Genomic DNA, 21,493 nt, shown 5'->3' with positions numbered 1-21,493 from the left:
CGTGAGTCCCTGGCTGCGCCGGTTCCGGGCCCGCCCGGCGGCAGCGGTTCGGCTGGTGTGCCTGCCGCACGCCGGCGGTGGCCCGTCCTCGTTCCGGGCCTGGGACGCCCTGCTGCCCGCCTCGGTCGAGCTGCTGGCTGCCTGCTACCCGGGACGGGAGGAGCGGTTCACCGACCCGCCGGTGGCCGGGCTGGCCGACAGCGGCCGGGCCGTGGCCGAGGCTCTGCGCCCGCTGCTGGACCGGCCGTGGATCGCGTTCGGGCACAGCATGGGAACGATCGTGGCCTACGAAACCGTGCGTCAGCTCAAGGATCTGGGACTGCCCGAGCCGGTCCGCCTGTACGTGTCCGGGCGCCGGGCCCCTGACCGGGGTCTCGGTGGTGCCGTGCACATCTCCGGCGAGGCACAGTTGCGGGCCGAGCTGGAGCGGCTGGGTGGCACCCCGGCCGAGATCCTCGACGACCCGGAGCTGCGCTCGGCGGTGCTGCGCAACGTCCGCGACGACTACCGGATGGCCGAGACCTACCGGCCGGATCCGGTGACCCCGCTGAGCTGTCCGGTGCGGGTGCTCGGGGGAGCGGAGGACCCGGAACTGGCCGGCCCGGACGAGGACGGTGCGTTCGGCTGGAGCCGGTTCACCACCGGCCCGGTGAGCCGGAGAACGCTGCCCGGTGACCACTTCTACCTGGTGCCGCGGCGGCGTGAGGTGGTCGCGGACGTGCTGACGGTGCTCGATCCGGCACTGATGACGGCCGGTTCGGCCGGGGACATGCCATGAGCGCCGACGTCACCGCCTACGCCGACATGGCCGAGTTCTACGAACTGGTGGCCGAGCAGCAGGCCGCCCGCAGCGGGCCCCTGCTGCGGCGGTCGCTGGAGGGTGCCGGGCCCGGTCCGGTGGTCGAGATCGGTGCGGGGACCGGCCGGATCACCGAGATCATCGCGCAGGCGCTGCCCGAGCGTTCCGTCCTGGCGGTCGAGCCGGCCGCCGGGATGCGGGCCGTGCTGGTCTCCCGGCTGGCGGCCGATCCGGCCCTGGCGGCCCGCGTCACGGTGTCCGCGCAGACCGCCCCGGACCTGACGCTGCCCGGCCGGATCGGCGCGGCCGTGGTCTTCGGGGTGGCCGGGCACCTGGACGCGGGCCGGCGCACGACTCTGTGGCGCCGGCTGCGGGAACGGCTCTCGCCGGGCGGGGTGATCGTGGTGGAGCTGATGGGGGTGCGGTCCACCCGCCCTCTGCCGGAGGCCTGCCAGCTGCGTTCCCGCATCGGTGACCTGACCTACGAATGGTGGGTGGGCGGCGTCCCCGAACGGGAGGGAGCCATGCGGTTCACCTCGCGCTGGCGGGTGCTGGACGACACCGGCCGGGTGCACCGGGAGGTACACGGCGGTTACCTCTGGCATGCCGTGGGCGTGCCGGAGCTGGCTGCCGAGTCCGGGATGCGGGTGGAGGCGATGGGCGGGCGCACCGGCTCCGGCCTGCCGGAGGTCGCCGTTCTGCGCACCGGATCACCGTCATGACCGTCGGGAGGACGACGATGCACGACCTGAACCACTGGGAACACCTGGAGGCCGATGCGGTGCTGGCGGCCGCCGTCCGGCTGGCGGACGGCGGCCCGCTCGTGGTCTACCAGGCCGGGACGACCACGCGTCACGCGATCGGGGCCCGGGCCGAACTACGCCTGAGCGCAGAGCTTCTCACCACCAGCTGGTCGGAACCGGTGACCGGGCCGGTGCTCGGTGACGTGGCCGCGGCACTGGACGCGTGCCCGTTCCCGCTGTGGCGGGCCTTCGGCTGGGCCCGGTTCGAGCTGGCGCTGCACCGGGCCGGGATGCCGACCGGGCTGCCCGGCACCGAACCGCTCCTGCATCTGGTGCTGCCGGAGGTGGAGCTGGTCACCGGCTCCGCCGAGGGGCCGGTGACGGTGCTGGCGTCCTCACCGCAACGGGCGGCCGAGGCCCGTGCGGTGCTGTCGGCTGCCGTCCCCGCTGTCCCGGCCGCCACCGGGGAGAGCACGACGGCGGCCGATCTGCTGGCCGGTGCCCACGCCTACCGGGACGCGGTGGCCCAGGCGGTCGACGACATCCGGAAAACCCTCCTGGACAAGGTGATCCTCTCGCGTGAGGTGCCGCTGGCCGGGAACCCGGACCTGGTCGGGACTTTCCGGCGCGGGCGTGCGGCGGTGGCGTCGGCCCGGGCCTTCCATCTCGACCTGGGGGGCTGGGCGGCCACCGGGTTCAGCCCGGAGACCGTGGTGGAGGTCGGCGCGGACGGCCGGGTCAGCACCCAGCCCCTGGCCGGCACCCGGGCGCTCGGTCTGGGCCGGGCCCGGGACGAGGCCAACCGGGCCGAGCTGCTGTCGGACCTGAAGGAGATCGCCGAGCACGCCACGAGTGTGCGGCTGGCCGTGGAGGAGGCCGAGGCGCTGTGCGCGCCGGGAACGGTTCGGGTGGAGGAGTTCATGCGGGTGCTGCCGCGTGGTGCGGTTCAGCATCTGGCCTCCCGGGTGGCCGGGGAACTGGCTGCCGGGCGGGGACCGTGGGACGCGTTCGGCGCGTTCTTCCCGGCGGTGACCGCCTCCGGCATCCCGAAGGCGGAGGCCTACGAGGCGCTGACGCGGCTGGAGAGCACACCCCGGGGCCTGTACTCGGGGGCGGTGATCGTCGCCGACCACACCGGTGCCCTGGACGCGGCCCTGGTGCTGCGGACCGTCTTCACCCACGAGGGACGGTCCTGGCTGCGTGCCGGTGCCGGGGTGGTGGAGGCGTCCCGGCCCGACCGTGAGCTGGAGGAGACCTGCGAGAAGCTGGGCAGCGTGGCCCCGCACCTGACCTACTGATCGGCCTGCTGGCCGGCCGGGCTGTCGGCCGGGCTGTCGGCTGTCAGCCCGGCGACGATCCAGTCCAGCCCGGTGTCGAAGACCACCTCACCGGGCAGGGTGAAGAAGTCCTCGCCGATCCGGGTCGCGACCGGGTGCGTCGCCGGGTCGACGGTCGCCAGGCCGGTCACGAACGACTGGGTGCGCCCGCGCCGGGGTGAACGCCGCCCGGCCAGGGCGATGCTGTCTTCCACGGCGATCCGGCTGAACGTCCAGCTCATGACCAGCGCGGTGCCCCGGGCGACCCGGGCGTCGTCGAGCCCGGAGTCGGCCAGCGCCGCGGCGAGCAGTTCCAGCAGCCGGTAGGCCTCCGGCCCGGACGGGCCGTTCTCGATCAGCCAGGCCGCGGTGCCCGGGTAGTCACGTAGTACCGAGCGCTGGACCCGGGCCCAGGCCCGCACGCGCCCGGCCCACGGGGTGCCGGGCCCGGCCGGCGGGCGGACCAGGGCGCCGACCCGGTCGGTGACCAGGCGGGCCAGGTCCTCCCGGTCGCCGACATGGCGGTAGAGCGCCATCGGGGTGACCCCGAAGGGAGCCGCGACCGCTCGCATCGTCACCGCCGGCAGTCCCTGCTCGCGGCTGATGTTCATGGCGACCTGCACGATCGCATCCCGGCTGAGGCTTCCCACCGGGTGATCGTATTCGCGCACCGCAAATTGAAAATCATTCTCAATAGCGTGGTATACATAGTAAACACCTGGCTCCGGGCCGGGTCCGAGGAAAGGGTGAAGGCTCGAATGGTGGCCACGAGAAGCCGCAGACTGGGTGCCGGGATCGCCGCGGCGCTGGCCGTGACGATGGCGGCCGGATGCGGGAGTGGATCGTCGGAAAGCGGTGCGGCGCAGGGCGCCTCCACCGGTGGCACCCTGCGCGCCGCGTTCGCCGGCGGATCCACGGAGACGCTGAACTATCTCCAGGGGCCGACGGCGCTGGACTACGTGCGGGCCAGGCTCGTGCACGCGCCGCTGTGTGAGCTGGACGCGGACGCCGAGGACGGCGTCGCGTACGGCGTGGTGTCGGACATCCAGGTGTCGAAGAACCTGACGCAATACACCCTGACCGTCCGGGACGGCGTGAAATTCACCGACGGAAGCGCCCTGACCAGCAAGGACGTGCTGTACTCGCTCCAGGCCCCCACCCTGCTGAAGGGTCTGCCGTTCACCCAGCTGGTGGCCCGCGGTTTCGACCTGGACCAGGCCACGACGCCCGACGGGTCCACCGTGGTGCTGCCGGCGCTGTCGCCGATCGCGGACGGTCGCGACCTGATCTGCCAGAGCATGCTCGCGATCAAGGCCGGCACCACCGAGTTCACCACCGGCACGCCCTCGTCCGGCCCGTTCACCATCGGCGCCTTCGAGGCCGGGCGCTCCACGACCCTGCGCCGCAACCCGGACTACTACGGGCAGGCGCCCACCTTGGACGCGATCGAGCTGGTCTCGATCGCCGACGGCACCGCACGGGTCAACGCCCTGCGCCAGGGCCAGGTGGACTACATCAGCGGGATCACCCCGGCCCAGGCCCAGACCCTGGACGGGGTCGAGGGCGCCACCGTGACCACCAGCGAACTGCCCTACGCCTCCTACCTCCAGTTCACCATGAACACGGCCGCGGAGCCGTTCGACGACGAACGGGTGCGCGAGGCGTTCAAGCTCGCCGTCGACCGCCAGAAGATCCTCCAGAACGTCTACTACGGGCGGGCCTTCATCGGCAACGACGTGCCGGGCCTGGGATTCGCCCACTACGACGACGACCTCGGGCAGCGCACCTACGACCCGGAGCGGGCCCGGAAGCTGCTCCAGGAGGCCGGGGCCGAGGACGTGCAGGTCGAGCTGACCGCCGGGCCGGAGCTGGCCGGCATGGTGGAGACGGCCACGCTCATCGTCGAGGACCTGAAGGCGATCGGCGTGCGGGCGACCCTGAAAGAGGTGGCCGCCGGCGAGCTGTACGCCGACTACGAGGCCTACGCCGCACTGCCGTTCCGGGCCGGGTACACGCCGCCGGCGTCGTTCGAGCCGAACTGGGCACCGGGCGTCTTCCCGGACGTCGACGCCCTGGTCGCGACCGCGCGCAGTGCCACCTCGGCCGACGAGCGCCTCGACGCCTCGCACCAGGCTCAGAAATTACTGTGGGAGAGAGGGAACCAGCTCGGCGTGATGTTCGTGCCGAACATCAGCGCCGCCTCCGACGGGGTGTCCGGGGTCCGTGAGCTGCAATTCCCCGACCTGGCCCGGGCGACCGTCTCCGAATGAGACTGCTGTCCTGGGTGGCGGTGAGGGTCGCCGTCTGCGCGGCGACCCTCACCGTGCTCTCGGTCCTGGTGTTCTCGGCCACCGAGGTGCTGCCCGGTGACGCCGCCGGGGTCGCCTCGGGCCCGGCCGCGACACCGGCCGAGCGGGCAGCGGTCCGGGTGTCGCTCGGCCTCGACCGCCCGCCCCTGGAACGGTATCTCGACTGGGCCCAGGGAGCTGCGCACGGCGATCTCGGCACCTCGATGACGTCGGGAACGAGTGTCACGGCCGTCGTCGGGGCCCGGGCCGCCAACAGTCTCGCGGTGGTGCTGCCCGCCGCGCTCATGATCCTCGTGATCGCCGGGACGGCCGGGACCTGGGCCGGGTTGCACGCCGGAAGCCGCGCCGACCGGGTCATCTCGGCCTCCGGCCTGGCCCTGGCCGCCGCCCCCGACTTCCTGATCGCCACTGCCCTGCTGCTCGGGTTCACCCTCTGGTGGCCGGTCCTGCCCGCCGTGGCGATCGTCCCGATCGGGCAGTCGCTCTGGCAGCGACCGGAACTCGTCGCGCTGCCCGCCCTGGCCCTGGCCCTGGGCGGCTGCGGGGCCACCCTGCGCCTGCTGCGGGCCTCGGTGGCCCAGACCGCCGCCGAGCCGTACGCCGGCTTCGCCCGCCTCAACGGCTACCGCGGGCCACGCTACGCGCGCAGCATCGTCGCCAACGCCGCAGGCCCTGCCGTGCAGGCCTTCTCGATCATGCTCGCCGGCCTGGTCGGCGGCGCCGTGGTGGTCGAGACCCTTTTCAACGTGCCCGGTCTCGGCCAGGAACTGACCCGGGCCGTGGCGGCCCGCGACGTACCGCTCGTGCAGGGCCTGAGCCTGGTGCTCGGTGCCGTCGCCCTGCTGGTGCTGCTGGCCGGCGACGTGACCGCCCGCCTGCTCACCGCGCCCACCCGTCGCAATGGAGGATCCCGATGACCACGCGCCGGTGGATCTTCGCCGTCCCCACGCTCCTCGTCGTCCTGCTGGCCCTGACCGGGCCGTGGCTGGCCCCGGGCGGCCACACCACCCCCTCCACCGTCCCCTTCTCCGGTACTGACGGCGAACACCTGCTGGGGACAGACTTTCTCGGCCGGGACGTGCTCAGCCGGGTGCTGTGGGGTGGGCAGGTCCTGGTGCTCCAGGCGGTCACCGCCACCGCGCTCGGCAGCCTGGCCGGGCTCGGCCTGGGCACCTGGGCCGGCCTGAGCCGCCACCACCGCGCCGCACAGGCGCTGCTGCGCGCGGTGGACGCGCTCGCCGCCGTCCCGGCCCTGCTCCTGCTGCTGCTCGTGGCCGCCGGGATCACCGGCAGCGACACCGCCGTCGCGTTCGCCGTGGCCGCGGTCAGCGTGCCGTTCTCGGTACGCGTCAACCACGAACGGGTCGTGCACCTGGCCGCCACCGACTACGCGCGTGAGGCCCGGGCCCGGGGCGAGAGCACGATCTCCCGGATCCGGTACGACATCCTGCCCGGTCTGGCCGGGGTGGCCCTGGCCGAGGCCGGGATCCGCTTCGTCGCCGCCACCCAGCTGGCCGCCACGGCCGGCTTCCTCGGCCTTGGATCGGCTGCCCCCGCCGCGAACTGGGGACGGATGGTCCGGGAGAACAGCACCGGCCTGATGGCCAACCCGCTGCCGGTGCTGGTGCCGGCCGCGCTGCTGGTGGTGCTGGCTGTCGGGGCCACCGTCTGCCTGGACCAGGTGACAGGGGAGAGGTCCGCCAGGCCCCGGATCGCAGGGCGGCCCGCATGACCGCCACCCCGCACGTACCGACGAGAACCACTGCCGTCGCGACGGTCACCGGGCTCACCGTGCACGCCCCGGACGGCACCTCCCTGCTCGAAGATCTCGGCCTGCACCTGGCGGAGGGAACGGTGACCGCCGTGCTCGGTCGTTCCGGCGCGGGCAAGACCACGCTCGCCCTGGCGTTGCTCGGCCACCTCGGCACCGGACTGCGGTGCGCGGCCGGGCAGATCGAGGTCGCCGGCCACGACCCGTTCACCGCCGCAGGACGCAAAGCCCTGCGCGGCAAGAAGATCGGATACCTCCCGCAGGACCCAGCCAGTTCTCTCGACCCCCGCCGCCGGATCGGTGCCCAGCTGCTCACCGCCGCCCGGATCGCGTACCCGGGCGAGAACCGGGCCGGGCGCCGGGCCCGGGTCGACCAGGCCGCCCGGGCCGCCGCGCTCGACACCGGCCTGCTGCGACGGCATCCCGGCGAGCTGTCCGGCGGCCAGGCCCAGCGCGCCCTGCTGGCCTGGACCCTCGTCACCCGTCCCCGGCTGCTCGTGCTGGACGAACCGACCAGCGGTCTGGACGCCGTGACGGCCCACCGGGTCGCCGTCGCCTTCACCACCCTGGCCTGGAATCCCGCCGTCCTGCTGATCACCCACGACCGCGACCTGGCCGGCCGGGTCGCCACCGACGTCCTCGAACTCACCGCCGGCCGCCTGCGGCCGGCAACTCCCCGCGAGCGTACGGCGCCCCCACCGCCGCGGGCACGCACCGGGCAGGACGCGAGAACCACTGCGGCAGAGAGCGTCCCCGCGCTGGAAGCTCTTGACGTGAGTGTCGAACGGGGTGGACGCCGCCTGCTCGACGCCGTCAGCCTGCGCCTCGTCCCCGGCGAACTGGTGGCCGTGCAGGGCATTTCCGGATCCGGCAAGACCTCCCTGGCCCGGGCCCTGAGCGGTCTGGCCGTACCGGCCACCGGCCGTCTGGTCGTCCACGGCACCCCCACCCCCTGGGACGCCGCGGCCCGGGCCCGGACGGGCCAGCCCTATCTGGCGTACGTCGGCCAGGACGCCCGTGCCGCCCTCAACCCGCACGAGAACGTCCGCCGCAGCCTCACCCGCGCCCTGGCCTCGGCCGACCGCCGTGGCCTGCCGGCGCCGACCGGAACAGCCGAGCTGATCGCCTGTTTCGCCCTTCCGCCCGACGTGCTCGACCGTACCCCCGACCGCCTCTCCGGCGGGCAGCGCCACCGCGTCGCCCTGGCCCGTGCCCTGGCCGCCGCCCCGGCCGTCCTGATCTGCGACGAGACCACGGCAGCCCTCGACGCGAACACCACCGACCTCGTGCTCGACGCCCTGCTGACCTGGCGCCGGCGACACGGCACCCCCATGGTCCTCATCACCCACCAGCACCAGGTGGCCGCCCGCGCCACCCGCGTCCTCACCCTCACCGGAGGCCGACTTCAGTGACCCCGAAAAACCCTGAGACAACGCAGAGCCCCATGGATCTGCTCCGGCCCGTCCGCGCCCCCCTGACCGCCGCGGTGGCCTTGCAGACCCTCGCCGGGCTGCTCGCGCTCGCGCCCCTGCTGGCCCTGAGCTCGTTCACCGGCGCCTGGATCGACCACGAGCCGCTGCCCCAGGGCGCCCTCGTCGTCAGTGCGGTGATCGCCGTGCTCGGCGCCGCCGTGGCGGCCGCGCTCGCCACCTGGATCGCGCACCGGGCCGACGCGAACCTCACCTGGCGGATCCAGACCGACCTGGCCCGCGTCGTCCGCCGGGCCCCGCTGCCGACGGTGACCGGCGCCGGTGCGGCGCGCATCAAGAAGGTGGTGCAGGACGACACCGCCGCCCTGCACTACCTGGTCGCCCACACCCTGCTGGACGTCACCGGGCTGGTGGTGACCCCGGTGGCCGGGATCGTCGCGCTGCTCGCCGTGGACTGGCGGCTGGCCCTGATCAGCGTCGTGCCGCTGGTCCTGGGGGTAGCCTTCTATCTGCGGGCGCTGCGCGGGTCCGGGGCCGGCTTCGCCGAGTTCGGGCGTACCCAGCAGCAGATCGGCGCCGCCGTCGTCGATTACGTGCACGGCCTGCCGAGCGCCAAGGTGTACGGCGGTGCCGGTGGAGCGCGGGAGCGTTACCTGGCCGCCGTCAACGACTTTCACGACTTCTTCCGGAGCTGGTCGAAGGGCACGTCCACGGCCACGACCGCGTCCTGGCTGGTCGTGGCTCCCGGCCTGACCGCCGCCGGGATCGCCCTGATCGGCGGGATCGGCCTGGAACACGGCTGGTTCGAGGCCCGGGCGGTGGTGGCCGGGGTGCTGCTCGGGCCCGCCGTCAGCGCACCGGTCGCGGTCGGCGGCCCTCGTCTCCAGGCCGTCCGCTCCGGGCTGGCGGCGGCCACGTCGGTGCGGGACTTCCTCGCCCAGCCCACCCTGACCTGGGGAACCACGGACGCCCACGGCCCGCTTCGGCTGGAGAACGTCACCCACCACTACGACGGGGAGCACGCGGCTCTGGACGACGTGTCGTTCACGCTGCCGGAGCGTGGCCTGGTGGCACTGGCCGGTGCCTCGGGCAGCGGCAAGAGCACGGTCGCCGCGATGCTCGCCCGTTTCACCGACCCGGACTCGGGCCGGGTGCTGCTCGGGGGGACCGACCTGAGGGAGATCGGCGAGGACCGGCTGTACGAGCGGGTCGGGCTGGTGTTCCAGGACACCGGCCTGCGCCGGGCCAGTGTGATCGACAACCTGACCGGTGGCCGGCCGGTGCCCCGGGAGCAGGTCGTCGAGGCGACCCGCCGGGCCGGTGTCCACGACGAGATCATGGCTCTGCCGGGTGGTTACGACTGCGTACTGGGCCAGGAGGCGGATCTGTCCGGCGGACAGCGGCAGCGGGTCTGCCTGGCCCGGGCCCTGCTGCGCTCGCCCGGGGCCCTGGTGCTCGACGAGGCGCTGTCGGCGGTCGACCCCACCACCGCTGCCGGCCTGGTCGAGACCCTGCGGGAACAGGCCCGTGAGCGCACGGTGCTGGTCATCTCGCACCAGATGCCGGTGGTACGGTCCGCCGACCTGATCCTCGTGCTCCAGGACGGGCGGCTGGCCGGGCGGGGCACCCACGCGGATCTGCTGGAGACCTGCCCGGCCTACCGGGCCCTTCACGAGTCGTCCGAAACCATTGCTGGGAGCCAGATCTGATGCTGCGTGACTTCTACCGGATCCTGCCCGGGCCCGAGCGCCGGCAGTTCGCCCTTCTCACCGGCTGGCTCGGCGCGGCCGCGGTGCTGCACGGCGTCGCCCTGGGACTGACCGGCCTGGTGATCGCCCGGTGCCTGGATCCTTCGCGGGATGCCGGACCGGCGATGACGGCGCTGGGCGTAGCGGTCGTGGCCTTCCTGATCGTGCAGTGGGTGGCTCAGGCGGTGGCTTTCCGGGTGGGCAGCACCAGTGCCCGGGCCCTGCACGTGGCACTCGGTGAGCACCTGTCCGTGCTGCCGCTGGGCTGGTTCACGCCGGCCCGTCAGGCGGAGGCGATCGCGACGGCCACCGGTGGCGTGACGACCTTGATGTCGTATCCGGCGCTGTTGCTGCGGCCGGCCATGACCGCGGTCATCACGCCCGTCGCGGCTGCGCTGACGCTGGTGGTACTGGACTGGCGGTACACGCTGACCGCGCTGGGGGCGTCCGTGATCGCCTGGTACGTCAGCCGGTTCAGCGGGCGCCTGGCGGCCTCGGTGGACGACCGTCGGCACGCGGCGGGGGTCGAGGGCACGAGCAGGTTGCTGGAGTACGCGCAGCGCCAGCATCTGATCCGTACCGACGGTGCAGACGGGGACTCCGGTGATCTGCGGACCGCACTCGGGCAGGTGCGGCGTGAGGCGTTGCGCTCGACCGGCACCGTCATCCCGGGCCTGCTGCTGTTCGGCGTCACGCTGAACGCCTTGTTCGCCGTGATGGTCACCGCCGGTGCCGTCTGGATCGACAGCGGCACCCTCGACGTGCCGGTCGTGGTGGGGGCGCTGGTGGTGCTGGCCCGGCTGAGCGCGGTCGCCTCGGCGGGGGCCGAGCTGGCTGCCAGCCTGCGTCTGCATCAGGGCCTGCTCACGCGTCTGGCCGGGATGATGAATGCCGAAGGGCTGACGGTTCTGCCGCCCGCCGGGATCGCCCTGTCCGGCCATCTGGTGGAGGCCGAGGCGGTGTCGTTCCGTTACGGGAGCGAAACTGCCCTGGACACGGTCTCGTTGACGTTGCCGCGGCAAGGGCTCACCGCACTGGTCGGTGCGTCGGGTGCCGGGAAGACCACGCTGATCCGGCTGCTGGCGCGATTCTGGGACCCGGATGCAGGAACCGTCGTGATGGACGGGATGGATCTGCGCACGCTGCACCCGGAGGACCTGTACGGCCGGCTGGCCACCGTGCTCCAGGACGATTACCTGCTCGATGCGAGCGTCGGCGAGAACATCCGGGCCGGGCGCCCGGGTGCCACCGACGCGGAGGTGGCCCGGGCCGTCGCCGCGGCGGGGCTGGAGCAGACCGTCGCGCAGTGGCCGGCCGGGCTGGAGACCCCGGCCGGCCCTGGTGGCAGCCGGCTGTCCGGCGGTCAGCGGCAGCGCGTGTGTGTGGCCAGGGCGCTGCTCAAGGCCGCTCCGCTGACCCTGATGGACGAGGCCACCTCGGCCCTGGACCCGGCCAACCGCCGTCTGGTGCTGGAGGCCGCGCACCGGCTGGCCCGCGCGGGCAGCGTGGTGCTGGTGGCGCACGACCTGGCCACGGTGGTGGACGCCGACCAGATCCTGGTCATGGACGCCGGGCGTGTGGTGCAGCGGGGGACGCACGCCGAACTGGCCGGGCAGGAAGGGGTCTACCGCCGGTTGCTCGCCTCGGCCGGTTCACCCGTCATGAATTGAAGACAATAATCATTCTCGATAAACGGCTGGCGCCGTCGGAGATTCCGGGCATCCGGTACGGGTGGACGGCGCAGGCGTTTCACGCCAGACGGTCGGCCGTCCACTCGATCGGTCCAGGAGACTCACGTGCTGCCAGGGGAAAAGATCAGGCCCGGTAGGCGCCACCGCAAGAGCCGGCAGGGCGACCTCGTACGCAAGGCCCTGTCCGAGTCGTCGGAGTTCCTCAGCGCACAGAACCTCTTCCTGGGTCTGCGCCGGGACGGCTCGGAGGTCAGCCTGTCCACCGTGTACCGGCACTTGCAGATGTTCGTCGACAGGAATCAGGTCGACGTCATCCACGACGCCGGCGGCGAGGCGCTCTACCGGTACTGCGGCACGGCCCACAACACCCGCCCGCACCATCACCTCGTGTGCCGGGTCTGCTGCCGGGCGGAGGAAGTCGACAGCAGTACACCCGGGCAGTGGGTTCAGGCCATCGCCGCTGAGCACGACTTCCTCGACATTGCCTGGAGTCTGGATATTTTCGGGACATGCCCGGAGTGCCGCGCCGGGTGAGGTGAGCATCGGCTGCGTCCGGTCCACCGATGCCGGGCGTCAGCCCCTCCGAGGTGCCCTCACCGGGTCCCGGCATCGGCCGGCTGGCCAGGCAGGCATCCGGTCCAGATCGTCGCCTGCGCACGTCTCGCCAGTTCCTCCTTGGCCCGTTCACAGGCCGGCCGGATCCGCTGAAGGGTCAGGGCCTGCGCCGGGTCCGAGGGGTCCATGCCCGACATGACGCCGCCGAGCTCGGTGTTCACCAGGTCCATGAGAGCCTCGTCCAGGTCGATACCGCCGACCCACTCCAGTGTTTCGGGCACCCCCAGCACCTGTGAGCCGTCCGGGGTGCTCCCGACCAGGGTGGCGTCGAAGGTGCCGCCGCCCAGGTCGTACACGGCCACCGGGGCGGGTGGCTGCCCGGCGCCCGACTCCATGACCACCTGGAGCGTCACCGCCTCGGCCTCGGTGACGACCGTGACCCGCTCCAGGTCCAGTCCCGCCCCCGGATCATCTCGGTGAACTGCTCGCGACGGTACGGCCCCCAGACCGCCGGGCAGGTGAGGACGACGTGCTGCGGGGGCTCGGCCTCCAGCTCGCTCACCCGGGCCACGACGGTGCTCAGCACCACGCTCATCAGCTCGGCGGGGGAGTACGGCCGGACCGCCCAGGAGGAACGGTGTGGAGTCGCCCAGCCGGCGCCGGAAGTCCGCCCCGGACACCGATCCGGGTGCCCCCGGATCGGCGCCCGGCCGTAGGGCGCCGTCCGGTCCGGCCTGAACCACCGAGTTGAGCAGGGACGGCGCCTGACCCACCGAGGCCATGGCGGGAGCGCCCTCGCGGATCGCGGCCGCGGCGGTGAAGCGCCCTGCGCATGACGCACCCGGACGGACCGGGCCCACCGACATGCATCGCGGTGGCCGAGGACGGCGCGCTGTTCCGCGAAGGACCTCGTTACGACGTGATCGACAAGCTCGCGCCGAACGTCGGCTGCGGGCCGGAGATCACACGTTCCGTCTGCGCCGGCGAGGGTCCCGAGCCACCCACTCGAGCCGGATCTACCGACTTCACGCCGGGGCGCTGCGGTAGGGGTCGGTCAGGGTCATCGGTGTGCGCGCGGTCTCCAGCGCTCGCTCGGGGAAACCAGGTCCGGCCACATAGGTCCTGGCCCTGGTGCGCCCGGAAGCCACCAGGACGCCGAGCGCGACCAGATCTCTGAGATCCCGTTGGGCCTGCTGAGTGCTCAGGCCTTCGGCCTGTTCGTAGCGGACCCGGCGGATGCGGCCGGTCATGGCGACCTCGTGCAGGGCGGAGATGGTTCGCGATTCTTGGCCGAGCCGCTGGACGGCCGGCTCCAGAAGGTCCCAGACCGCGGCGGATCGGTCCCAGCGGCCTTGGACGGTCTGGGCCTGCTGGTGGTAGGCGAGCAGATTGAAGCGCACCCAGTCACCGACGTCCTGGTCCGGTTGGTACTGCGATCCCCGGTCGCCGAGTTGCCGGTAGTACTCCCAGGTGTTGCCGGGGCGGCCCAGCCAGGCCTCGATCGACGAGAACTCCGGGGCCAGGACTCCTTCGCGGGCGATGAGCAGGGTTTGCAGGGATCGTGACATGCGGCCGTTGCCGTCGGACCAGGGATGGATGGAAACCAGGTTCAGGTGGGCGATGGCGGCCCGGACCAGAGCGGCCTCACCGTCGTCCTGATTGAGCCAGTCGACGAGTTCACCCATCAGACCCGGTACCTGGTCGGCGTCGGGTGCGGTGTAGGCGGCCACCGAGGGGTCGCGGGGGTCGGTGACGTAGACCGGCCCCGGTCGCCACTGGCCGGACGGCCGTCGTGGGGTGTGCCGGTGCCCCTGGAGCATCCAGTGCATCCCGTTGAGCAGGCCCTTGTCGAAGCTGAAATCGCTGACGTCGTGCAGGGTCTGCACGTACGTCATCATTCGCTGATACGCCAGGGTTTCTTCCCGGTCCTCAGCGGAGACCTCGACGTCTCGTTCGCCGGCGATGAGGTCCTGGGCATCGATGGTGGAAACCCGGAATCCCTCAATGGTGTTGGAAGCGGCGACGGCGTCCGCGGTCAAGAACGTGCGCAGTCTGTCCTCCCAAGGGGCGGGAGCTCCCTGGACCAGGTGGCGCAGACGCTGACGCATCACGTCGATCTGCTCGAGGACATGAAGGTCGGCCGCGGTGAGAGCCGGAGTGGGAAACAGCACCTGCTCAAGCTACTTCGATAGAGTGACTGTGTAGCTGTGTCGCAGCCAGAAGAGGGGTGACCCCCGAACATCCTGTTCGGGTGGGGCGCGCTGGCGCGCGGCGAAAAGGCCTTGAGCGGCGCTTCGCGCCCGTGAGCTCCCAGCCACCGTTCCTCGGGCCGGCTTGGCGTCGCCAGGAGGGCCAGCTGATCAAAGTGGTCGAACGCCCACTCGTTCGTGTGGCCGTTCGACCACTTTCGCGGATGTCGGCGAACGCCTACACATGAACCATGTGCGCGAGTGCCCCGGCGTCATAATGACCGGCGTGTCAGCGACGGTCCGGGCAAGCCGGAGCACCACGGTCTGGATGCTTGAGGACGACGCGGGCGCGTTCGCCCGCCACGTGCGCCGGCTGTTGCCGTCGGCCTGGTGGATGTGCAGCCGGGTCGGGCCCGGCGCCCTGCACCAGGTGCACCAGCACCCCACCCTGCCCGATGCCCTGGAGTGCGGGGGCAGGGAGCAGTGCTTCCTGCCGCTACCGGCTGGGGCGCAGGGGCCGGAGGGCGCGCTCGCCGGTGCCGGCGTGGTGACCGAACCCGGGCTGCGGGTGGCCGCTCTCGTGCGGTTCCTCGGCACCCGGCACCGCCCCGCCGGGCTGTTCGCGCCGGAGGTGCTGGGGGCCGGTCAGGTGTCGGTGCGCTGGGACGACGCCACCGGCCACGACGTACTGACCCGCCAGGTCGGGGCGGTCTGGGAGGCGCTGGAGGCCACGACCACCCCGGCGGTGCTGAGCAAGGGAACCGGCGCGCACGCGGGCGGCCGGGCAGAGGGCAGCGCGAAGGGTGACGGCCTCGGCGGGAGCGGTCCGGCTCTTCCGGAGAGCGAGTTCTTGGCCCGGATCGGGCCTGCGGCGCGGGAACTGGTGGTGCGTCAAGGGCTGTCCCTCGCCGCGGTGGGCCGGGACGAACCGCTGTGGAGGCTGGAGCAGGTTGAACCAGTCGGGACCCCTCGTCGTCCATGAAGCGGTTTGGCCCCACCTCTCCGGCGTCCAAGCTCCGGACATGCCGGACGTCGGTGGCCGGGGCAAACCGGCCCGGGCACAGGCCCGTCGAACACGCCCACCGTCGGAGGGCTCCACCCCGGTGAGGTGCAGCGCCCGGCCGTCCTGGTGAGGTGGGACATGCTGGGACACGGCCTGGACATAGGGTGCGAGCATGACGCGGACCGCCGGCCTCTCCGACATCGCCGATCCGGCGATCAGCGACTTCCTGTCGAGAGCCGAGCAACGGCGCAGCGAGGTCATGGGCGGCCTCGACGAAACGTCCCAGGCAGCTCACGGCCAGTTCTTCACGCCGGTGCCGGCGGCCCGGCTCATCGTGTCGATGTTCGCGCTCACCGCCCGTGACAGGATCAGGATCCTCGATCCCGGAGCCGGCACGGGATCCCTGACCGCGGCGCTCGTGGCACGCCTTGCCACCGAACAGATCACCAGAACCATCGAGATCGTGGCCGTGGAGAAAGACGGCGGTGTCGTGCCCGCCCTGGCCGACGCCCTCGACGACTGCATCGCCCTCGGCCGGGCCCGGGACATCAAGATCACGACCGAACTGGTGCAGGACGACCTGCTCGACATGCACGTCGGGCTGCGCAGGACCACGGCGCCCCTGGAGCAGTTCGATCTCATCCCGATGAACCCGCCCTACTACAAACTGCCGGCCGGGAGCCGGGCCCGGCTGGCACCCGACGGCCTCGACACCCCGAACATCTACTCGACCTTCCTGCTCATCGCCGCGGACCTTCTGACCGAGGGCGGGCAGCTGTCCGCCATCACCCCCCGCTCGTTCGCCAACGGCACGTACTTCAAGGCGTTCCGCAGAAGCTTCCTCACCGCCGTCACGCTTGAGCGCATCCACCTCTTCGACAGCCGCAAGAGCGTGTTCGCCGACGGCGGTGTGCTCCAGGAGAACGTCATCTTCTCCGCCACCAAGGCCGCGCCGCGCGGCAACGTGCTGCTGACGGTCAGCCATGGCACCGACGACGAGGCCACCTCACGAACCGTGCCCTACGCCGAGGTCGTCAAACCCACCGACCCCGACAGCTTCGTCCGGCTCCCCACCAGCGCCCGGCACTCGGCGCTCGCCGACGTGTTCGACCTGCTGCCGTGCGACCTGACAGCCCTGGGGGTCAAGGCGTCGACCGGGCCCGTCGTCGATTTCCGGCTGAGAGAACACATCCGTCCACGACCCGTCCACCACAGCGTCCCCCTGCTGTACCCCTCCAACATCTCCGGCGGCCTCGTGCACTGGCCTGTTGAGAAAACCAAGGACCAGGCCATTGTCGTCAACGACGAGACCCGTAAGTGGCTCGTCCCGGACGAGCGCTTCGTCCTTGTCAAACGATTCTCCTCCAAGGAGGAACGACGACGGGTCGTCGCGGCCGTCCATGAGCCCGGCGAGACACCGCACGCGTGGCTGGGGCTCGACAACAAGCTGAACTTCATCCACACGGCCAAGAAGGGCCTGCCGCGCGATCTCGCCTACGGACTCGCGCTGTGGCTGAACAGCAGCCTGCTCGACGAGCACTTCCGGACGTTCTCGGGACACACCCAGGTCAACGTCGGTGACCTCAAGGCGATGCGTTACCCGCTGTCCGAACACCTCATCACGCTGGGTGCGGCACTCGATTCCGACGCCATGCCCGCCCAGGAAATCATCGACACGATGGTGGCCGAGCACATCCCCGGGATCGCCCGATGAACGGCCATGACCGGGTCAGCGAGGCTCGCCGTCTTCTCACCGCGCTCGGCTTCGACGCCGAGCGATCCAACGAGCGTTCGGCCCTGATCCTGCTGGCCCTGCTCGGGCTCACCCCCGACACCCCGTGGCCCGAAGCCCGCAACCCGCTCCTGCGCACGGTGGAGATCATGGAGCACATCCGGGTGCAGTACGACGTCGCCTACAAACCCAACACCCGTGAGACGGTGCGGCGTCGGACTCTGCACCAGTTCGCCGAAGCGATGCTGGTCGAGCAGAACCCTGACGCTCCCGGCCGACCGGTGAACTCCCCGAAATGGTGCTACCAGCTCACCGACCGGGCGCTGGCCCTCGCGCGTGTCTACGGAACCGCCGACTTCGACGCGGAAGTGACCGGTTACCTGGTCGACCTGCCCGGCCTGCGCGCGCAGTACGCCGCGGCCCGCGACCTGGAGCGCATCCCCGTCACCACCCTGGACGGCTCGCAGCTGACCCTCAGCCCAGGTGGCCAGAACATCCTGATCAAACAGATCGTCGAAGACTTCGGCGCCTGCTTCCTGCCCGGCGGCCACCTGCTCTACCTCGGCGACGCCGACGCGAAATGGTCCGTGTGGGAACAGGATGCCCTCGCCGGACTGGGAGTGACCGTCGACAGTCACGGCAAGATGCCCGACGTCATCGTGCACATGCCGGACCGGAACTGGCTCGTGCTGATGGAAGCTGCCTCCTCCCACGGCCCGGTCGACGCCAAACGGCACGGCGAGCTCCAGACACTGTTCGCCGGCTCCACCGCCGGGCTCGTCTACGTCAGCTGCTTTCCCTCGCGCACCGAGATGCGTAAGTACCTGCGCGAGATCGCCTGGGAGACCGAAGTGTGGTGCGCCGAGGACCCCACCCACCTCATTCATTTCGACGGGGAGAGATTTCTCGGACCCTACGGCTGAGCTGCCGAACGCCCCTGTCCTCCCCGGATCCCCACGAGGTGGTGGGGCAACCGTCAGCCGACCGTCAGGTTCCACGTCGGCGGACCGTCGAGTGCGCGGGGTCGGATGTCTGGCACCGGGCGAGAGCCGTCCGGTGTGAGACCGAAGGTCAGACATGGCATCCGCTCTGTACCGCCTGGGCCGGTTCGCCTACCGGCGAAGGCTCCTCGTTCTGGTCAGCTGGTTGCTGATCCTTCTGGTGGCCGGGGGCACGGCCGGCCGGCTGGGCAGCAACCTCGACGACGCGTTCACGCTGCCGGGTTCCAGCTCGCAGGAGGCCATGGACGACCTCGGCGAGGCGCTCCCGTCAGCCGCCGGCACCAGCGCCCAGATCGTGTTCCGGGCCCCGGGCGGGCAGAAGATCACCGACCCGCAGAACCGGCAGACGGTGCAGCAGGCTCTGGCCGCGGCCGGGAAAGCGCCTCAGGTGGTGGCGGTCTCGGACCCGTTCCAGGGTAAGACCGTTTCTGCGGACGGTTCCACCGCGCTGGCGAGCGTCTCTTACGCGGTCGAGTCCGACGAACTGGACGAGGACGCCGTGCCCGGCCTGGAGCAGAGCGTCTCGGCGGCCCGCGACGCCGGGCTGACCGTCGAGACCGGCGGCCAGGCGTACTCCGGGACGGGCGAGTCCGGTCACGTCACCGAGCTGATGGGACTGGCGATCGCCCTGGTGGTGCTGCTGGTGACCTTCGGCTCGTTCCTGGCAGCCGGCCTGCCCCTGCTGACCGCGCTGATCGGGGTCGCCGTCGGCATCTGCGGCCTCTACGCGCTCTCGCACGTGTTCACCGTCTCCAGCACCGCCCCCACCCTGGCGCTGATGCTCGGCCTGGCCGTCGGCATCGACTACGCCCTCTTCCTGGTCTCCCGGCACCGCGGCCAGCTGGCCCAGGGCCTGCCCGTGGCCGAGTCGGTGGCCCGGGCCACCGCGACCGCCGGCAGCGCCGTGCTGTTCGCCGGGGTGACCGTGGTCATCGCCCTGCTGGGCCTGTCCGTCGTCCAGGTGCCGATGCTCACGGTGATGGGCACGGCCGCCGCCGCGACCGTGACCACAGCCGTCCTGGTCGCCCTCACCCTGCTGCCGGCCCTGCTCGGGTTCGCCGGCGAGCGGATGCGCCCCGCGCCCGGCTCACGTGCGTACCGGCGCTCGCGGCCCGGCGTCGCGAACGCCAGCCGGCGCTGGGTGGCGCTCACCTCGCGTCGTCCATGGTTGACCATCGCGGTCTGCGTGCTCGCCCTGGGCGCCGTCGCGGTGCCGGCGGCCGACATGGAACTGGCGCTGCCCGACAAGTCGACGTCACCGGCCGGCAGTACCGAGCGCAAGACCTACGACCTGATCGCCGAGGAGTTCGGGCCGGGCGTGAACGGCCCGCTGCTGGTGGTCGCCGACACCGAGGGGCACAACGATCCGCAGAGGTCGGCGCAGGCCGTCGCCGCCCGGCTGAAGGAGATCCCGGGGGTCGCCGCCGCGATCCCGGCCGCCTACGCGCAGGACGGTTCGGTGGCGGTGGTCCAGGTCGTGCCGGCCACCGGCCCGCGGGACCCGGCGACCACCGAGCTGGTCACCGCGATCCGTGAGGCCGAGGCGGGCATCCTGTCCGAGACCGGTACGGACACGCAGGTCACCGGGCAGACCGCGATCCAGATCGACCTGTCCGACCGGCTCTCGGCGGCACTGGTGCCCTACGCCGTGGTCGTGGTGGGCCTGTCGCTGGTGCTGCTGATGATGGTGTTCCGCTCGATCGCGGTGCCGATCAAGGCCACCCTGGGCTATCTGCTGTCGATCGGCTCGGCGATGGGCTTCACCGTGTTCGTGTTCCAGTGGGGCCACGGCCTGGGCCTGCTGGGCGTGGACGAGGCCGGGCCGCTGATCAGCTTCATGCCGATCATCCTGATGTCGGTGCTGTTCGGCCTGGCCATGGACTACGAGGTGTTCCTGGTCTCCGGCATGCACGAGAGTCACGCGCACACCGGTGATGCGCGCGGTGCCGTGCTGGCCGGGGTCCAGGCGTCCGGGCGGGTCGTGGTGGCGGCGGCCCTGATCATGATCGGTGTCTTCGCCAGTTTCGCGCTCAGCGACAACCCGACGATCATGATGATCGCCCTCTCGCTCGCCTTCGGGGTGCTGGTGGACGCTTTCGTGGTGCGGCTGACGCTGGTGCCGGCCGTGCTCACCCTGCTCGGGAGCCGGGCGTGGTGGCTGCCCCGGCCGCTGGACCGGATTCTGCCGAACCTGGACGTCGAGGGCGCGAAACTGCCTGCCGTGGACCAGGAACCGGCGTCGTTCCAGTCCGCCGCCTCGCGGGCATGAGGGGCGGTCCGCGACTGCGGGTGGCCCGGCCCGGTCGGGGCGCCGCCTGGCGGCGCCCGGTTCTGGTCACCGTGGTCGTGCTGGTGCTCCTGATCGCGCTGACGGCGGTGGCCGACGTCGTCATCGCCCGGCGTGCGGAGAGCCGGATCACGACCGCCCTGCGCTGCGCGACCGGGGACGATTCCATCGCCCCGGAGCTGTCCCTCGGTCGCACACCGGTTCTGCTGCAACTGGTCTCGGGATCGTTCGGCACGGTCACGATCGACGGGCTGCCGGTTTCGTCGATCAGCACCGCCGGCCGGGCCGCCGATCTGCTCGGCGCGGGCGAGGTGGACCTGACGCTGCACGACGTGGGGCCCGGACGTCCTGTCACGGTCGGATCGGCCACCGCGTCGGCGACGATCGGATGGGACGCCCTCACCGAGCGGCTGGGCTCCGCCGGCGACGCTGAAGACGATGCCGCGCAGGCACTGTCGGGAGCTACGTTCGGCTGGCAGGACGGTCTGCTGGCGGTGACGCTCCAGCAGCGGATGCTCGGTGCCCCGCTGACAGTACTCATGCGGCTGGAGGTCGACGGGACCTCCCTGACGCTGACCCCCGAAACCGTCGCCGTGGGCGACCGCCTGGTGCAGGCGTCCCTGCTCGCCGGTCTGGCCGGCCGGCTCGGCACCGGGGCGGGCAATCCGCTCGACCCCCGTACGGTGGACCTCGACCTGCCGGAAGGCGTCACCCTGCAAGCGGTCTCGGGTGGCGATGCCGGGCTGGGCGTCGATCTGGCCGTCGCCCCGGATGCGCTGGGGAAGCGGGGGAACGGGGGAGGGTGCCTGGGGTGAGGCTGGGACGCCGGCCTGGCAGGGTCGGCAGGTACCGAGGACGTCCGGCACCTGCCGTCCCTGACCAGAAAACATTCGCGTGATTTGCCGCCCGGCGGCTAAGC

Annotated in this window: 19 protein-coding genes; 15 read left to right on the top strand and 4 right to left on the bottom strand. The window is 71.9% G+C overall.

Going from position 1 to position 21,493, the window contains the following annotated elements:
- The first annotated feature begins 1 nt into the window (after nucleotide 1).
- Genes KIH74_RS34015 through KIH74_RS34005 form a run of 3 tightly spaced genes read left to right on the top strand, consistent with a single transcriptional unit; the run spans nucleotide 2 to nucleotide 2,840 of the window.
- Entirely contained in the window at nucleotides 2-778 is a 777-nt protein-coding gene (locus KIH74_RS34015; RefSeq protein WP_214160549.1) for a thioesterase II family protein, read from the top strand.
- Nucleotides 775-1,521, top strand: coding sequence for a class I SAM-dependent methyltransferase (locus KIH74_RS34010; protein WP_214160548.1), 747 nt, complete (start codon nucleotides 775-777; stop codon nucleotides 1,519-1,521). The genes KIH74_RS34015 and KIH74_RS34010 overlap by 4 nt, the downstream gene beginning before the upstream one ends.
- Nucleotides 1,518-2,840 (top strand): salicylate synthase, encoded by a 1,323-nt coding sequence (locus KIH74_RS34005; RefSeq protein WP_214160547.1) that lies wholly within the window; start codon nucleotides 1,518-1,520, stop codon nucleotides 2,838-2,840. The genes KIH74_RS34010 and KIH74_RS34005 overlap by 4 nt, the downstream gene beginning before the upstream one ends.
- Here the strand turns inward: KIH74_RS34005 and KIH74_RS34000 are convergent.
- Nucleotides 2,834-3,508 (bottom strand): TetR/AcrR family transcriptional regulator, encoded by a 675-nt coding sequence (locus tag KIH74_RS34000; protein WP_214160546.1) that lies wholly within the window; start codon nucleotides 3,506-3,508, stop codon nucleotides 2,834-2,836. The two genes, KIH74_RS34005 and KIH74_RS34000, sit on opposite strands and share 7 nt — an antisense overlap.
- Before the next feature lie 108 nt (nucleotides 3,509-3,616).
- Here KIH74_RS34000 and KIH74_RS33995 point away from each other — a divergent pair, with 108 nt between their 5' ends.
- The 7 genes from KIH74_RS33995 to KIH74_RS33965 all read left to right on the top strand — a co-directional run bounded on the left by KIH74_RS33995 (nucleotide 3,617) and on the right by KIH74_RS33965 (nucleotide 12,341).
- On the top strand, nucleotides 3,617-5,128 hold the full coding sequence (locus KIH74_RS33995) for an ABC transporter substrate-binding protein (RefSeq protein ID WP_214160545.1): 1,512 nt from the start codon (nucleotides 3,617-3,619) through the stop codon (nucleotides 5,126-5,128).
- A complete protein-coding gene (locus KIH74_RS33990; RefSeq protein ID WP_214160544.1) occupies nucleotides 5,125-6,084 on the top strand; it encodes an ABC transporter permease in 960 nt (319 codons plus the stop codon). The genes KIH74_RS33995 and KIH74_RS33990 overlap by 4 nt, the downstream gene beginning before the upstream one ends.
- A complete protein-coding gene (locus tag KIH74_RS33985) occupies nucleotides 6,081-6,899 on the top strand; it encodes an ABC transporter permease subunit (protein WP_214160543.1) in 819 nt (272 codons plus the stop codon). The genes KIH74_RS33990 and KIH74_RS33985 overlap by 4 nt, the downstream gene beginning before the upstream one ends.
- Entirely contained in the window at nucleotides 6,896-8,350 is a 1,455-nt protein-coding gene (locus KIH74_RS33980) for an ABC transporter ATP-binding protein (RefSeq protein ID WP_214160542.1), read from the top strand. The genes KIH74_RS33985 and KIH74_RS33980 overlap by 4 nt, the downstream gene beginning before the upstream one ends.
- Nucleotides 8,351-8,382: 32 nt before the next feature.
- Nucleotides 8,383-10,077, top strand: a complete 1,695-nt coding sequence (locus KIH74_RS33975; protein WP_214160541.1) for an ABC transporter ATP-binding protein — start codon at nucleotides 8,383-8,385, stop codon at nucleotides 10,075-10,077.
- Nucleotides 10,077-11,786 (top strand): ABC transporter ATP-binding protein, encoded by a 1,710-nt coding sequence (locus KIH74_RS33970; protein WP_214160540.1) that lies wholly within the window; start codon nucleotides 10,077-10,079, stop codon nucleotides 11,784-11,786. The genes KIH74_RS33975 and KIH74_RS33970 overlap by 1 nt, the downstream gene beginning before the upstream one ends.
- Nucleotides 11,787-11,912: 126 nt before the next feature.
- Nucleotides 11,913-12,341 carry a Fur family transcriptional regulator gene (locus KIH74_RS33965; protein WP_214160539.1) on the top strand — a complete coding sequence of 143 codons (429 nt, stop codon included), beginning with the start codon at nucleotides 11,913-11,915 and terminating at the stop codon, nucleotides 12,339-12,341.
- A gap of 59 nt (nucleotides 12,342-12,400) precedes the next feature.
- Here KIH74_RS33965 and KIH74_RS37315 read toward each other — a convergent pair whose 3' ends face one another.
- The 3 genes from KIH74_RS37315 to KIH74_RS33955 form a co-directional block, all read right to left on the bottom strand.
- The gene (locus tag KIH74_RS37315; protein WP_308114075.1) at nucleotides 12,401-12,775 is read right to left on the bottom strand and encodes an Hsp70 family protein; all 375 of its coding nucleotides are present in this window, start codon (nucleotides 12,773-12,775) and stop codon (nucleotides 12,401-12,403) included.
- Entirely contained in the window at nucleotides 12,772-12,957 is a 186-nt protein-coding gene (locus tag KIH74_RS37310) for a hypothetical protein (RefSeq protein WP_246573756.1), read from the bottom strand. Before KIH74_RS37310 ends, KIH74_RS37315 begins: the two co-directional genes overlap by 4 nt.
- Before the next feature lie 430 nt (nucleotides 12,958-13,387).
- Nucleotides 13,388-14,533 carry a Fic family protein gene (locus KIH74_RS33955; protein WP_214160537.1) on the bottom strand — a complete coding sequence of 382 codons (1,146 nt, stop codon included), beginning with the start codon at nucleotides 14,531-14,533 and terminating at the stop codon, nucleotides 13,388-13,390.
- A 304-nt stretch (nucleotides 14,534-14,837) separates the two neighbouring features.
- On the opposite strand from KIH74_RS33955, the gene KIH74_RS33950 reads away from it, so the two are divergent.
- From KIH74_RS33950 to KIH74_RS33930, 5 genes are all read left to right on the top strand, one after another.
- Nucleotides 14,838-15,533: a hypothetical protein gene (locus KIH74_RS33950; protein ID WP_214160536.1), complete on the top strand. Its 696-nt coding sequence runs from the start codon at nucleotides 14,838-14,840 to the stop codon at nucleotides 15,531-15,533.
- 193 nt (nucleotides 15,534-15,726) lie between these two features.
- Nucleotides 15,727-17,268, top strand: coding sequence for an Eco57I restriction-modification methylase domain-containing protein (locus KIH74_RS33945; protein ID WP_214160535.1), 1,542 nt, complete (start codon nucleotides 15,727-15,729; stop codon nucleotides 17,266-17,268).
- Nucleotides 17,265-18,209 (top strand): BsuBI/PstI family type II restriction endonuclease, encoded by a 945-nt coding sequence (locus tag KIH74_RS33940; RefSeq protein ID WP_214160534.1) that lies wholly within the window; start codon nucleotides 17,265-17,267, stop codon nucleotides 18,207-18,209. The genes KIH74_RS33945 and KIH74_RS33940 overlap by 4 nt, the downstream gene beginning before the upstream one ends.
- A 154-nt stretch (nucleotides 18,210-18,363) precedes the next feature.
- Complete coding sequence (locus KIH74_RS33935; protein WP_214160533.1) at nucleotides 18,364-20,556, top strand: MMPL family transporter; 2,193 nt, start codon at nucleotides 18,364-18,366, stop codon at nucleotides 20,554-20,556.
- A complete protein-coding gene (locus tag KIH74_RS33930; protein WP_214160532.1) occupies nucleotides 20,553-21,389 on the top strand; it encodes an LmeA family phospholipid-binding protein in 837 nt (278 codons plus the stop codon). Before KIH74_RS33935 ends, KIH74_RS33930 begins: the two co-directional genes overlap by 4 nt.
- The last annotated feature ends 104 nt before the right edge of the window (nucleotides 21,390-21,493 follow it).

It is taken from the genome of Kineosporia corallincola (assembly GCF_018499875.1).
In the GTDB taxonomy this organism is placed as follows: domain Bacteria; phylum Actinomycetota; class Actinomycetes; order Actinomycetales; family Kineosporiaceae; genus Kineosporia; species Kineosporia corallincola.
Note: the sequence above shows the minus strand (reverse complement) of the source record. Positions and strands in the feature narration are given on the sequence as shown.

Bases quoted from the DNA above. Each gene is read 5' to 3' on its own strand.
- KIH74_RS34010 (WP_214160548.1), top strand. From the start codon at position 775: ATGAGCGCCGACGTCACCGCCTACGCCGACATGGCCGAGTTCTACGAA.
- KIH74_RS34005 (WP_214160547.1), top strand. From the start codon at position 1,518: ATGACCGTCGGGAGGACGACGATGCACGACCTGAACCACTGGGAACAC.
- KIH74_RS33995 (WP_214160545.1), top strand. From the start codon at position 3,617: ATGGTGGCCACGAGAAGCCGCAGACTGGGTGCCGGGATCGCCGCGGCG.
- KIH74_RS33990 (WP_214160544.1), top strand. From the start codon at position 5,125: ATGAGACTGCTGTCCTGGGTGGCGGTGAGGGTCGCCGTCTGCGCGGCG.
- KIH74_RS33985 (WP_214160543.1), top strand. From the start codon at position 6,081: ATGACCACGCGCCGGTGGATCTTCGCCGTCCCCACGCTCCTCGTCGTC.
- KIH74_RS33980 (WP_214160542.1), top strand. From the start codon at position 6,896: ATGACCGCCACCCCGCACGTACCGACGAGAACCACTGCCGTCGCGACG.
- KIH74_RS33975 (WP_214160541.1), top strand. From the start codon at position 8,383: ATGGATCTGCTCCGGCCCGTCCGCGCCCCCCTGACCGCCGCGGTGGCC.
- KIH74_RS33970 (WP_214160540.1), top strand. From the start codon at position 10,077: ATGCTGCGTGACTTCTACCGGATCCTGCCCGGGCCCGAGCGCCGGCAG.
- KIH74_RS37310 (WP_246573756.1), bottom strand. From the start codon at position 12,957: ATGAGCGTGGTGCTGAGCACCGTCGTGGCCCGGGTGAGCGAGCTGGAG.
- KIH74_RS33945 (WP_214160535.1), top strand. From the start codon at position 15,727: ATGACGCGGACCGCCGGCCTCTCCGACATCGCCGATCCGGCGATCAGC.
- KIH74_RS33940 (WP_214160534.1), top strand. From the start codon at position 17,265: ATGAACGGCCATGACCGGGTCAGCGAGGCTCGCCGTCTTCTCACCGCG.
- KIH74_RS33935 (WP_214160533.1), top strand. From the start codon at position 18,364: ATGGCATCCGCTCTGTACCGCCTGGGCCGGTTCGCCTACCGGCGAAGG.
- KIH74_RS33930 (WP_214160532.1), top strand. From the start codon at position 20,553: ATGAGGGGCGGTCCGCGACTGCGGGTGGCCCGGCCCGGTCGGGGCGCC.